The following is a 12,600-nucleotide window of genomic DNA, read 5'->3' on the forward strand; positions in this document are numbered from 1 at the left end:
CAGGTACCGTCCGGGGATCATGCGCTGGCTGCAGCTGGCGATCGGCCTCCTGTTGCTGGTCGACTGCCTTTACCTCGTGACGGCCAAGGTCACGCACCTCGGCGTGATCGTGCCGGCAGTCATCGCGACGGTGCTGATCGCGCTTTCATGGTTCGCCGAACGTTGGCATAGGTGGCTGCGCGGACGCCGCTGGCGATGGCTCGCCTGGCGGCTGGTACTCACCGGGTTCTTCCTGTGGCTGGCCTCCCTGCTGGTCTTTTTTGTTGTCCTGCAGCGGCTGCAGCCTTCGGCTGCGGGAGATGCCGATCCGCGGATCATCGTGGTTCTCGGCTCAAGCACGCCGAACGGGCAAGCCTCCCCGACCCTGGCGGAGCGCCTCAAACTGGCCTACAGCCTCGCCGGGCAACATCCCCGGGCGCGGGTCGTGGTCAGCGGCGGAACGGACTTCAAGCAGCAGATTCCTGAAGCGCGTGTGATGGCCGACTACCTGGTCGGCCTTGGGCTGGATGCCGCGCGCATCAACCTGGAAGACCAAAGCACCAGCACGTATGAAAACCTGGTGTTTTCGGCGCGTCTGCTGGAGGCTGCGGGTGTGAAACGGGATGTGCCCATGGTGCTGGTGACCAGCGACTTTCACACGCTGCGCGCCGGCTGGATTGCCGAAAAAGCGGGCTGGTCCCATGTGCGCACGGCGGGTGCCTTGACACCGCTTTATATGCGCTACAACGCATGGACGCGCGAGTATTTCGCCTGCTTTTCAGGCTGGTTGCTGCGGGAATACTGAGCTGCCGCGTATCAAAAAAGAAAATCGACTGGACATCATCATGTTTACCAAAATTCTCATAGCCAATCGCGGTGACCAAGCGCGAAGCGCTGCAGCAGCGCAGCTAAATTGCATGGCACGCGTAGCGTGCGCAGGCGGTTTCACCTCGATGGAAAGAGCTTATGTTTAAAAAAATACTGATCGCAAATCGAGGTGAAATCGCCTGCCGCGTCATCCTGACCGCCCGCAAGATGGGCATCAAAACCGTCGCGGTGTACTCCGACGCCGACAAGGACGCGCGCCACGTCGAACTGGCTGACGAGGCCGTCAACATCGGCCCGGCACCCAGCCGGGACAGTTATCTGCAGGCCGACAAGATCATCGCGGCCTGCAAGCAGACGGGCTCGCAGGCGGTGCACCCGGGTTATGGTTTCCTCAGCGAGAACGCGGGCTTTGCCAAGCGGGTCGAGGAAGAAGGCATCATCTTCATCGGCCCCAAGCACTATTCGATTGCCGCCATGGGCGACAAGATCGAATCCAAGAAGCTGGCCGGCGCGGCAGGGGTCAACTGCATTCCCGGCGTGAACGATGCGATTGAAACCGCCGAGAAAGCGGTGGAGATTGCCAAGGGCATTGGCTACCCGGTGATGATCAAGGCCAGCGCGGGCGGCGGCGGCAAGGGCTTGCGCGTGGCCTTCAACGACAAGGAAGCGTTCGAGGGCTTCACTTCCTGCCGCAACGAGGCGCGCAACAGCTTTGGCGACGACCGCGTCTTTATCGAGAAGTTTGTCGAGGAGCCGCGCCACATCGAAATCCAGCTGCTGGGCGACAGCCACGGCAATGTGGTCTACCTCAATGAACGCGAATGCTCCATCCAGCGGCGCCACCAGAAGGTGATCGAAGAAGCGCCGTCGCCCTTCATCAGCGACGCCACGCGCAAGGCAATGGGTGAGCAGGCGGTGGCGCTGGCCAAGGCCGTGAAATACCAGAGCGCCGGCACGGTAGAGTTCGTGGTCGGCAAGGACCAGAGCTTTTACTTCCTCGAAATGAACACCCGGCTTCAGGTCGAGCACCCGGTGACGGAATGCATCACGGGCTTGGACCTGGTGGAACTGATGATCCGCGTCGCGGCCGGTGAGAAGCTGCCGATCGCGCAGAAGGACGTGCAGCGCAATGGCTGGGCGATTGAGTGCCGCATCAACGCCGAAGACCCGTTCCGCAGCTTCCTGCCTTCGACGGGCCGGCTTGTGCGCTTCCAGCCGCCCAAGGAAACCATGTTCGCGGCCGACACTTCACAGCTGTTCGGCGTGCGCGTGGACACCGGCGTTCAGGACGGCGGCGAGATCCCGATGTTTTACGACTCGATGATCGCCAAGCTCATCGTGCATGGCAAGGACCGCAAGGAGGCGATCGCGAAAATGCGCGAGGCGCTCAACGGCTTTGTGATCCGCGGAATCTCGAGCAACATTCCTTTCCAGGCGGCCTTGCTGGCGCATCCCAAATTCGTCGCGGGCGATTTCAACACCGGTTTTATCGCCGAGAACTACAGCAAGGGCTTTCACGCCGAGGATGTGCCGCACGAGGACCCGTCCTTCCTGCTGGCGCTGGCGGCCTACGTCAATCGCCGCATGCTGGGCCGCGCGGCCGGCATCAGCGGCCAGCTGCCTGGCCATGGCGTGACGGTGGGCGAAGAGTTCGCCGTGGTCGGCCTGGGAGCGGCCGGGCAGAACACCACACACCCGGTGACGGTGCGCAACTACCAGGCGCAAACCGGTTCCGGCACAGTCGAGGTGGGTGCGCGGAGTTATGAAATCTGCAGCAACTGGCACCTGGGCGGCGCGCGCATTCGCGGCACCGTCAACGGCCAGCCTTTTGCGGCGCAGGTGGAGCGCGGCGTGGGCCGCAATCCGCTGGCCATCCGCATCGCCCACAACGGCACGCGGCTGGACGCGCTGGTGCTGACGCCCCGCGCGGCGCAACTGCATGCCTTGATGCCCTACAAGGCGCCGCCCGACATGAGCCGCTATGTGCTGTCGCCCATGCCGGGACTGCTGGTGGACGTGGCGGTTCAGGTGGGACAGAAAGTGCAGGCCGGCGAGCGCGTGGCCGTGATTGAAGCCATGAAGATGGAAAACGTGCTGTTCGCTGTGGCTGACGGTGTGGTCGGCAAGGTCCTGGCCGCCAAGGGCGAGTCGCTCAGCGTAGACCAGCCCATCGTGGAGTTCCAGGCATGAGTGCGGCCCGTCCTTTCAAGGTACTGGGCATCCAGCAAATCGCCATAGGCGCCGCCAGCAAGGATCGCCTGCGCACGCTGTGGGTGGACATGCTGGGACTGGAAGTCGCCGGCAACTTCGTCAGCGAACGCGAGAATGTGGACGAGGACATCTGCGTCATCGGCAGCGGCCCGTTCAAGGTCGAGGTCGACCTGATGCAGCCGCTGGACATGGACAAAAAACCCGCGGTACACACCACGCCGCTCAACCACGTGGGCCTGTGGATAGACGACCTGCCCAAAGCCGTGGAATGGCTGACGGCCCAGGGTGTGCGTTTTGCGCCGGGCGGCATACGCAAGGGGGCCGCGGGTTTTGACATCTGCTTTTTGCACCCCAAAGCCAGCGACGAATTTCCGATTGCGGGCGAGGGTGTGCTGATCGAGATGGTGCAGGCGCCGCCTGAAGTCATCAAGGCCTTCGCGGCCCTGGGGTAAACGCGGAGAGGCCAGGGAGCGGGCCGGGCTGCCCCTGGATGAGGGCGCGCTTAAGCCCTCTTTTTTCTCAATTGGCCGCTGTGCAATTCTTCACAATGGTTTCAAGAGAAGCGCAACCTGCGTTTCCATTTGAAGAAGACTTTTTTGATGAATCCCGGCACGCTGTTGAATCCTGGCATCCGGCTGCTCCGTCGCCTGCAGCTTGGGGGAAAGCTCGCGTGGCTTGCGGTTTTGTCGGCCCTGCCGCCTTTGCTCGTCGTGTTGCAGTTCACGCTGGCATCCAGGCCGGCTGAGGGCCTGGCTGCGCTGGCAACGGCATGCGGCTTGATCCTCGCGCTGCTGCTTTACTTTCTGCTCGCCTTCCGTTGCGTGATGGCCGACGGCATCGACCAGCTGGCCAGGGCCACGGGCAAGATGGTCGCCGGCGACTTGCGAATCGAACCTGCAGGCAGCGGCGCCGACGAGTTGGGCCGCCTGCTGGCCTCCACGTCCGCACTCAGCCACACACTCTCGGGCATGGTGGCCAATGTGCGCAGCAACGCGGCATTTGTGGCGCACTCTGGCCAGAGCATGGCCAGGGGCAACCGTGAGCTGTCGGACCGCACCGAACAGCAGGCCGCCAACCTGGAGCAGACGGCGGCCAGCGTCGAACAGCTGTCTTCCACCGTCCGGGACAATGCCGGCAGGGCCGGCCAGGCCAATCTGCAGGCAGCCCAGGTGCGGGACCTGGCCGAGGCCGGCGCCGCGGCCATGACGGAGGCCGTCGCTTCCGTGGAGGCCATTCACGGCGGCGCCAGGCGCATGGACGAGATCGTCGGCGTGATCGACGGCCTGGCTTTCCAGACCAATATCCTGGCCCTCAATGCCGCGGTGGAGGCTGCCCGCGCGGGAGAGTCGGGCCGTGGTTTCGCGGTGGTGGCCGCCGAGGTGCGCTCGCTTGCCAAACGGTCGGCCGAGTCGGCGAAGGAAATCCGCCAGCTGATCGGCGAGTCTTCGCGGCAGGTGGAGGCCAGCGTGCAAACCATACGCACGGCGGGAAGCAGCATCACGCACATGGTTTCCGGCATCCGCGACGTGGCGGCCAATATGGTGCAGATTTCGAAGTCCAGCACTGAGCAAAGCGCCAGCCTTGGCGAAATCACGACGGCGGTCCGGCAGCTCGACAAAATCACCCAGGACAACGCGCAGATGGTGGAGCGCGCCGTGGCGCAGGCCACCAGGCTTGAGGGGCGGGCGAGCACCTTGGTGCAGTCGGTGGCCGGCTTCAGGCTGCAGCAGGGATCGGCCGAGGAAGCGTGTGCCATGGTGGGACGGGCCATCGCGCATGGCCGCAACATGCCCAGGGATGTCTTCTTGCGCGACCTCACCAACCCCGCCAAGGGTTTCCATGACCGCGACATGTACGTCTTTGCGCTGGACAGCCGCGGCACCTACCTGGCGTTTGGCGGCAACCCGGCCAAGCTGGGCACGCGTGTGCAGGACATCCCCGGCATTGACGGGCAGGGGCTGCTGGAGGCCATTGTTTCGCAGGCCGGCGAGGAGCCGGGCTGGGTCGAGTACGACATCACCAACCCGGCCACGGGCAAGGTCCAGACCAAGATGTCATTCGTGCAGCAGGCCGGCGACATCTTCGTGGGCTGCGGTGTCTACAAAAACATCGTGTCAGCCTGAGGCGGCGGGGTCGCGTTTGGCGCGGGCGCGGGCCAGCGCGGCTTCGATCACGGCGCGCTTGCGCTCGGCGCTGCTGTCATCGGTTGACGAAGCGGATGCGGGAGCGGCCGGCCTGTCTTCCGCTTGGAACGGCTGGGCGCTTTCGGTGGTTGGCTGCGGGATTGCGGCGCTTTCCTTGGGGTAACGCCGGCCGTGAAGCTCATAGCGGCTGCGCGCCGTGTCGGCTTGCTGCGGCGACCACGCCTCCCAGCCGGTGCGCGCGCCGGTGATGTTTTCGAGGCTGATGCAGTCGACCGGGCACACCGGGATGCACAGCTCGCAGCCCGTGCACCAGGGCTCGATCACGGTATGCATCATCTTGTTGCTGCCCATGATGGCGTCGGTCGGGCAGGCCTTGAGGCACAGGGTGCAGCCTATGCACCAGTTCTCGTCAATGACGGCCATAGCGCGCGGGCCTTCCGTGCCGTTGGCAGGATTCAGGGGCAGGACGGGCAGGCCGGTGATGGCCGCAAGGCGCTGAACGCCTTCGGCGCCGCCCGGCGGGCACTGGTTGATCGCGGCTGCGCCGGAGGCCATGGCTTCGGCATAGGCCGAGCAGTCGGGGTAACCGCAGCGGGTGCACTGGGTTTGGGGCAGGGCGGCGTTGAGGCGCTCTGCCAGGCGGGAGGCTATGGGGGAAGTCACCGGCTTATTGTCCTACCAGTCATGGCCCCAGGGCCTGCCGCTGCCGGCGTGTTCAGGCTTGCTTGCTGCGCGCGGTCTTTTTTGCCGCCGGCTTTGCAGCGGGCTTGGCGGATTTTGCGGCAGGCTTTGCTGTTGCGGCGCGTTTGGCCGCAGCCGAAGGCTTGTTGTTCTCAAGAATAAAAGCCTTGACCTGCGGGTACACAATGTCGCGCCAGCGGCGGCCGCTGAAGATGCCGTAGTGGCCCGCGCCCTTGACCTCGAGGTGCTTTTGCAGCCCCTTGGGGATGTTGTAGCAAAGGCTGTGGGCCGCCTCGGTCTGGCCCGAACCGGAGATGTCGTCGAGTTCACCTTCGACGGTGAAGTGGGCCGTGGTCTTGATGTCCTGGGGACGCACGCGCTCAAGTTCGCCGTCCACATTCTTGACGTCCCAGTTGCCGTTCACCAGCTTGAACTCCTGGAACACCGTCTTGATGGTTTCCAGGTAGTAATCGGCGTCCATGTCGAGCACGGCGTTGTATTCGTCATAGAACTTGCGGTGGGCCTCGGCGCTGGCGTCGTCACCCTTGAGCAGGTCCTTGAAGTAGTCGTAGTGGCTGCTGGCGTGGCGGTCGGGGTTCATCGCGACGAAGCCGGTGTGCTGCAGAAAGCCGGGGTAGACGCGGCGGCCGGCGCCCGGGAAGTTGCTGGGCACGCGGTAAATCACATTATTTTCAAACCACTCATAGCTCTTGTTCATGGCCAGGTTGTTCACGGCCGTCGGCGATTTGCGCGCATCGATGGGGCCGCCCATCATGGTCATGCTCAGCGGGGTGGTCTCACCGCGCGAGGCCATCAGCGACACGGCCGCGAGCACCGGCACGGTGGGCTGGCAGACGCTGATGACGTGGCAGTTGCCGTAAATGCCCTGGATGTGGCGAATGAATTCCTGCACGTAGTTGACGTAGTCGTCCAGGTGGAAGGAGCCGTCGGACAGCGGCACGGTGCGCGCGTTTTTCCAGTCGGTGATGTAGACCTTGTGGTCCTTGAGCATGGTGCGCACGGTGTCGCGCAGCAAGGTGGCGTAGTGGCCGGACAGCGGCGCCACGATCAGCACCGCCGGTTCGCCCTTCAGGCCCGTCAGCGTGGCGGGATCGTCGGTGAAACGCTTGAAGCGGCGCAGTTCGCAAAAGGGTTTGTCGATTTCCACGCGTTCGTGGATGCTGACATCGGTGCCGTTGACGTCGACGGTCCGGATGTCAAAGGCCGGTTTTTCATAATCCTTGCCCAACCGGTAAATCAGGCTGTAACCGGCTGCCACACGCTGGGCGAAAGGGTTTTGCCCGAGCGGCGACAGGGGGTTGCCGTAGAGCTTGGCGGCAGCCTGTGCGAAGTCAACAAAGGGCTCCATCAAGGTGCGCTGGGTTTCATAGACTTGGTACAGCATCGGGGGTCAACCTTGGTTATGTCGTTATGAAGTAAAACGTAGTATGTTGCAGTGCAATATAACAGGCGGGCGGCGCACTGATTTGAGGATAACCACCAATTCCGGGCGCTTTTCACGGGATTGGTGCCAAAGCGCCACGCAGGTGGGCCGGGGCTTGTTTTGCCGATAAACCGCCGCCACCTGAGGAATTGTAGGAACACTTACCATTCTGCCCTCGGCCAGCGGTTCTGCCGACCCCCTGAGCCCGCAGACCCGAACAGGAAACAACATGCTCCCCACTATTGACGCCTCCGCGCTGGACCGACTGGCCTCCCTGAAGAAATCCGACAGGATGCCGGTGCTTTTTGTGGGCCACGGCAGCCCCATGAACGCCATCGGCGACAACGAATACCGGCGCAGCTGGCAGGCGCTGGGCGCCGAGTTTGGGACGAAATACCCCAAACCGCAGCTGATTTTGTGCATTTCCGCGCATTGGCTGACCGAAGGCTGGTGGCTGACCGGCATGGACAAGCCCAAGACCATCCACGACTTCGGCGGTTTTCCGCAGGAGCTGTTCGACCAGCAATACCCCGCGCCCGGCGACCCGTCCGCCGCGCAGGCCATCAGCCAGCTGGTGCGCCAGCGGGCCTCGGCGCCGCTGGGCATCGATGAAAGCGAATGGGGACTGGACCATGGCGCCTGGTCGGTGCTCAAGCCCATGTTCCCGGATGCGGACATCCCGGTGATCCAGCTCAGCATGGACTACGGCCGCGCGCCCGAGGACCACTATGCGCTGGCGAAGCAGCTCAAGGCCTTGCGCGAGCGCGGGGTGCTGGTGGTGGCTAGCGGCAACATCGTGCACAACCTGCGCCAGATGCAGCGCGGCGCGACGGGCAGCCAGGCCTACGACTGGGCGCTGGAGTTCGACCAGATCACGGGCGGCTACCTGCAGCAGGGCAACCTCGACGCGCTGCAGAACTTCCAGAAGCTGGGCCAGGTCGCCAAAATGGCGCATCCCACCCATGAGCACTACCTGCCCCTGCTGTATGCCGCCGGCGCCGCCGACGGGAAGGAGCCCATGCGCTTTTTCAACACCAGCTTCCAGGCGGGGTCGATCTCGATGCGATCGGCGGTGTGGGGCTAGGCGCTCAGGTGCTGGTTCGCAGCCAGGGCCAGCGTACCCGGTAGGCCGCGGCCTTCTTTTCAAACAGCGGCAGGTGAGGGCACAGCGGATTTGGGCTGAGCCGGCCTTGGTACAGATCGTCCAGGCTGTTGGGTGCGTAAAGCTCCAGGCCTGAGCCGCCCGCTTTCAGGCCTACGCAGGTGCTGGTGACCAGGAAACGGTCAATGCCGTCCCGGGAACTGCGCAGGGCAGGGTAGGGAAAACCGAAGTAGTCCTGGTACCAGGTATGGACCCGGGCCTGGTTTTTCGCTTCCACCGTGATGCCCTGGCCGGCAAAGCAGGCCAGGACCCTCTCATTGACCCGGGCCTCCGCCGCCTCCGAAAGATCTGAGGGGTCGAAGTAAAACAGGTCGTAGTCCTTGATGTGGGCTTCTGGCGGGTTGCCTGAGCGCAGGTTCCAGACAGTCTGAAAAAGGCAGCCCGCGACCAGCCAGGCATCCGGCAGGCCCAGGGCGGGTAACTGCGCCAGGATGCGCTGGTTGTTGCGGTTTTGCAGGACGTCCCGGATGAAGACATCCGGGCTGGCAGGCTCAGAAGGCGTCAGGGGAATCAGACGACCTTGGCAATCGACGCGCAGACGTAGTCGATGTTCTTGCTGTTGAGCGCGGCCACGCACATGCGGCCGGTGTCGGTGCCGTAGACGCCGAACTCGTTGCGCAGGCGCACCATCTGGTCCTTGCTGAGGCCGGAATAGCTGAACATGCCGATCTGGGCGGTGACGAAGCTCATGTCTTCCTTGACGCCGGCGGCCTTCAGGCCGTCCACGAGCTTTTGGCGCATGGCCTTGATGCGAACACGCATTTCGCCCAGTTCCTGCTCCCATTGGGTGCGCAGCGCCGGCGTGTTGAGCACCATGGCCACCACCATGCCGCCGTGGATCTGCGGGTTGCTGTAATTGGTGCGAATGACCAGCTTGAGCTGCGACAGCACGCGGTCGGCTTCTTCTTTGGACTCGCAGAGCACCGACAGGGCGCCCACGCGTTCGCCATAGAGGCTGAAGCTCTTGGAGAAGGACGTCGACACGAAAAAGCTCAGGCCGGCGGCCACAAATTTGCCGATGACGGCGCCGTCTTCCGCAATGCCGTGGCCAAAGCCCTGGTAGGCCATGTCGAGGAAAGGCGTCAGCTTGCGCGCCTTGACGGCGGCGATCACCTGGTCCCACTGGGCGGCGGTGATGTCGTAGCCGGTCGGGTTGTGGCAGCAGGCGTGCAGCACGACGATGGTGCCTTCGGCTGCCGCGTTGAGGGCGGCGAGCATGCCCTCGAAGTTGATGCCGCGCTTGGCTGCGTCGTAGTAAGGATAGCTTTCAACGACAAAACCGGCCTGGCTGAAAAGTGCGCGGTGGTTTTCCCAGCTCGGGTCGGAAATCAGCACCTTGGCATTGGGGCTGAGCTTCTTGAGGAAGTCGGCGCCCACCTTGAGGCCGCCGGTGCCGCCAATGCCTTGCACGGTGGCAACGCGGCCGCTCTTGACGGGTTCGCTGTCAACGCCGAACACCAGGCCCTTGACGGCGGCGTCGTAGGCGGCGATGCCGTCGATCGGCAGGTAGCCGCGGGCCTTGGGGTCGGCCATCATCTGTTTCTCGGCCGCCTGCACGCACTGCAGCAGGGGGAGTTTGCCGTTGTCGTCGTAGTACACGCCTACGCCCAGGTTGACCTTGGCGGGATTGGTATCGGCATTGAACTGCTCGTTCAGGCCCAGGATGGGGTCACGCGGGGCCATTTCGACAGCGGTAAACAAAGACATGAAATATCCTCAGAGAAGTGAAAAGAAGGCGAAAGCGACGATAGGGGATTCAGGCCACGGATTTAGGTCACAAGCTGACCGGAAAAAAGGCTACAAGAGGTATCAAAAAGGCGATCCGGCGACGATGGGGATTGCAATTCCCATTTTCGGCCGAATGTCGTATTCTGTTTGGTTGCCCTGAATTTTAACGGGGCTTGATCGAGGTTTTATGCCAGAAGCTATAGAAGTCATAACCGAGGTGGCAGGTTCAGCCCCCGGCGAGGGCCAGTTCATCCGTTTCCCGGATTCGCCGTTCGAATTGTTCCAGCCCTATCCGCCGGCGGGCGACCAGCCGCAGGCGATCGAGCAGCTGGTGGAAGGTATCAACGACGGCGAGGTGTTCCAGACCCTGCTGGGCGTGACCGGCTCCGGGAAGACCTTCACCATGGCCAACGTGATCGCCCGGCTGGGCCGCCCGGCCATCGTGTTTGCGCCGAACAAGACGCTGGCGGCCCAGCTGTACAGCGAATTCCGCGAGTTTTTCCCCAAGAACGCGGTCGAATATTTCGTCAGCTATTACGACTATTACCAGCCCGAGGCCTATGTGCCGCAGCGTGACCTTTTCATTGAAAAGGACTCAGCCATCAACGAGCACATCGAGCAGATGCGCCTGTCGGCCACCAAGAGCGTGCTGGAGCGGCGCGACACCATCATCGTCGGCACGGTCAGCGCGATTTACGGCATAGGCGCGCCGGAAGATTACACGCAGATGCGCTTCATCGCGCGCATAGGCGACAAGATGGGCCAGCGCGACGTGATCGCGCGGCTGATCCGCATGCAGTACACGCGCAACGAGCAGGATTTTGCGCGCGGCACCTTCCGGGTGCGGGGCGATGTGATCGACGTCTTCCCGGCCGAGCATTCCGAACTCGCCATACGCATCGAGCTGTTCGACGACGAGATCGAATCGTTGCAGCTGTTCGACCCGCTGACGGGCCGCATCCGCCAGAAAATCCCGCGCTTTGTGGTCTACCCCAAGAGCCACTACGTCACGCCGCGCGACAAGGTCATGACGGCGGTGGAAACCATCAAGCTGGAGCTGTCCGAACGCGTGGCCCAGTTCGTCGCCGACGGCAAGCTGGTGGAAGCCCAGCGCATCGAGCAACGCACCCGTTTCGACCTGGAAATGCTCAGCGAAATCGGCCACTGCAAGGGCATCGAGAACTACACCCGCCACCTGAGCGGTTCGCCGCCGGGATCGCCGCCCTCGACGCTGTGCGACTACCTGCCCAAGGACGCGGTGATGTTCCTGGACGAAAGCCACGTCATGATCGGCCAGCTCAACGCCATGTACAACGGCGACCGGGCGCGCAAGACCACGTTGGTGGAATACGGCTTTCGCCTGCCCAGCGCGCTGGACAACCGGCCGCTCAAGTTCGAGGAGTTTGAGGCCAAGATGCGGCAGGCCATCTTTGTCTCGGCAACGCCCGCGGCCTACGAGCAGGAGCACGCCGGCAAGGTGGTGGAGCAGGTCGTTAGGCCGACCGGCCTGGTCGACCCGCAGGTCGAAGTGCGGCCGGCCACCCACCAGGTCGACGACGTGCTGCAGGAAATCCGCATCCGGGTCGAAAAAAACGAGCGGGTGCTGATCACCACGCTGACCAAGCGCATGGCCGAGCAACTGACCGATTACCTGAGCGACAACGGCGTCAAGGTGCGCTACCTGCACAGCGACGTGGACACGGTCGAGCGCGTGGAAATCCTGCGCGACCTGCGGCTGGGCGCTTTTGACGTGCTGGTCGGCATCAACCTGCTGCGCGAGGGCCTGGATATTCCCGAAGTGTCGCTGGTGGCCATCCTGGACGCCGACAAGGAGGGCTTTTTGCGCGCCGAGCGCAGCCTGATCCAGACCATAGGCCGGGCCGCCCGCAACCTGAACGGCCGCGCCATCCTGTATGCCGACCGGATCACCGATTCCATGAAAAAAGCCATGGGCGAGACCGAGCGGCGGCGCAACAAGCAGATCGCCTTCAACCTCGAGCACGGCATCACGCCGCGCAGCGTGGTCAAGCGCATCCGCGATCTGATCGACGGCGTCTACAGCGAGAAATCGGGCAAGGAAGCCGAAAAGCTCGAGATGCAGAAGGCGTTGGTCGAGGACATGAGCGAAAAAGACATCGCTCGCGAAATCAAGAAGCTGGAAAAGCAGATGATCGAACACGCCAAGAACCTGGAGTTCGAAAAAGCCGCCCGGGTCCGGGATCAGCTGCACAGCCTCAAGGAGCAGGCTTTTGGCGCTCCTGGCACCGACAACGTGCCGCCCGTGACCGTTGCGGGTCAAGCCCGGCTCTGAGTCGCAACGGCGCCAGTAAAGTCTTTCGTTGCACCAATATGGTGCAATGAAGAGCTGGGTCTACGGGTTAGCCCCATGTTTTTGGCGCCGCCAGCGGGAAAAACCCTGCTTG

10 protein-coding genes are annotated in these 12,600 nt (G+C 63.3%); 6 read left to right on the top strand and 4 right to left on the bottom strand.

All coding sequences use genetic code 11. The features are described 5' to 3' along the window. The first annotated feature begins 19 nt into the window (after positions 1-19). The 4 genes from AC1D1F_RS01300 (at position 20) to AC1D1F_RS01315 (ending at position 5,141) form a co-directional block, all read left to right on the top strand. A complete protein-coding gene (locus AC1D1F_RS01300) occupies positions 20-784 on the top strand; it encodes a YdcF family protein (protein WP_477700632.1) in 765 nt (254 codons plus the stop codon). 161 nt (positions 785-945) lie between these two features. After that, positions 946-2,997, top strand: coding sequence for an acetyl-CoA carboxylase biotin carboxylase subunit (locus AC1D1F_RS01305; RefSeq protein ID WP_477696275.1), 2,052 nt, complete (start codon positions 946-948; stop codon positions 2,995-2,997). Then, positions 2,994-3,470: a VOC family protein gene (locus AC1D1F_RS01310; protein WP_477678529.1), complete on the top strand. Its 477-nt coding sequence runs from the start codon at positions 2,994-2,996 to the stop codon at positions 3,468-3,470. Before AC1D1F_RS01305 ends, AC1D1F_RS01310 begins: the two co-directional genes overlap by 4 nt. Positions 3,471-3,617: 147 nt before the next feature. Continuing rightward, complete coding sequence (locus AC1D1F_RS01315; protein ID WP_477678528.1) at positions 3,618-5,141, top strand: methyl-accepting chemotaxis protein; 1,524 nt, start codon at positions 3,618-3,620, stop codon at positions 5,139-5,141. Here the strand turns inward: AC1D1F_RS01315 and rsxB are convergent. Then, positions 5,133-5,825 carry an electron transport complex subunit RsxB gene (gene rsxB, locus AC1D1F_RS01320; protein ID WP_477678527.1) on the bottom strand — a complete coding sequence of 231 codons (693 nt, stop codon included), beginning with the start codon at positions 5,823-5,825 and terminating at the stop codon, positions 5,133-5,135. The genes AC1D1F_RS01315 and rsxB overlap by 9 nt on opposite strands. A gap of 52 nt (positions 5,826-5,877) precedes the next feature. Further along, positions 5,878-7,248: a polyhydroxyalkanoate depolymerase gene (locus tag AC1D1F_RS01325; RefSeq protein ID WP_477678526.1), complete on the bottom strand. Its 1,371-nt coding sequence runs from the start codon at positions 7,246-7,248 to the stop codon at positions 5,878-5,880. Positions 7,249-7,516: 268 nt separating this feature from the next. On the opposite strand from AC1D1F_RS01325, the gene ygiD reads away from it, so the two are divergent. Then, positions 7,517-8,371 carry a 4,5-DOPA-extradiol-dioxygenase gene (ygiD, locus tag AC1D1F_RS01330; protein ID WP_477700633.1) on the top strand — a complete coding sequence of 285 codons (855 nt, stop codon included), beginning with the start codon at positions 7,517-7,519 and terminating at the stop codon, positions 8,369-8,371. A 4-nt stretch (positions 8,372-8,375) separates the two neighbouring features. On the opposite strand, the gene AC1D1F_RS01335 is transcribed toward ygiD, so the two are convergent. Beyond that, complete coding sequence (locus AC1D1F_RS01335; RefSeq protein ID WP_477678531.1) at positions 8,376-8,960, bottom strand: nucleotidyltransferase family protein; 585 nt, start codon at positions 8,958-8,960, stop codon at positions 8,376-8,378. Beyond that, positions 8,960-10,156: an amino acid aminotransferase gene (locus AC1D1F_RS01340; protein ID WP_477696277.1), complete on the bottom strand. Its 1,197-nt coding sequence runs from the start codon at positions 10,154-10,156 to the stop codon at positions 8,960-8,962. Before AC1D1F_RS01340 ends, AC1D1F_RS01335 begins: the two co-directional genes overlap by 1 nt. Positions 10,157-10,364: 208 nt before the next feature. On the opposite strand from AC1D1F_RS01340, the gene uvrB reads away from it, so the two are divergent. After that, positions 10,365-12,488, top strand: a complete 2,124-nt coding sequence (uvrB, locus tag AC1D1F_RS01345) for an excinuclease ABC subunit UvrB (RefSeq protein ID WP_477696278.1) — start codon at positions 10,365-10,367, stop codon at positions 12,486-12,488. The last annotated feature ends 112 nt before the right edge of the window (positions 12,489-12,600 follow it).

This window comes from Polaromonas sp. P1_H6 (genome assembly GCF_056405195.1).

What these genes read in the sequence shown, in the direction of transcription:
- AC1D1F_RS01300 (WP_477700632.1), top strand. Translation starts at nt 20, where the DNA reads ATGCGCTGGCTGCAGCTGGCGATCGGCCTCCTGTTGCTGGTCGACTGC.
- AC1D1F_RS01305 (WP_477696275.1), top strand. Translation starts at nt 946, where the DNA reads ATGTTTAAAAAAATACTGATCGCAAATCGAGGTGAAATCGCCTGCCGC.
- AC1D1F_RS01310 (WP_477678529.1), top strand. Translation starts at nt 2,994, where the DNA reads ATGAGTGCGGCCCGTCCTTTCAAGGTACTGGGCATCCAGCAAATCGCC.
- AC1D1F_RS01315 (WP_477678528.1), top strand. Translation starts at nt 3,618, where the DNA reads ATGAATCCCGGCACGCTGTTGAATCCTGGCATCCGGCTGCTCCGTCGC.
- AC1D1F_RS01325 (WP_477678526.1), bottom strand. Translation starts at nt 7,248, where the DNA reads ATGCTGTACCAAGTCTATGAAACCCAGCGCACCTTGATGGAGCCCTTT.
- ygiD (WP_477700633.1), top strand. Translation starts at nt 7,517, where the DNA reads ATGCTCCCCACTATTGACGCCTCCGCGCTGGACCGACTGGCCTCCCTG.
- AC1D1F_RS01340 (WP_477696277.1), bottom strand. Translation starts at nt 10,156, where the DNA reads ATGTCTTTGTTTACCGCTGTCGAAATGGCCCCGCGTGACCCCATCCTG.
- uvrB (WP_477696278.1), top strand. Translation starts at nt 10,365, where the DNA reads ATGCCAGAAGCTATAGAAGTCATAACCGAGGTGGCAGGTTCAGCCCCC.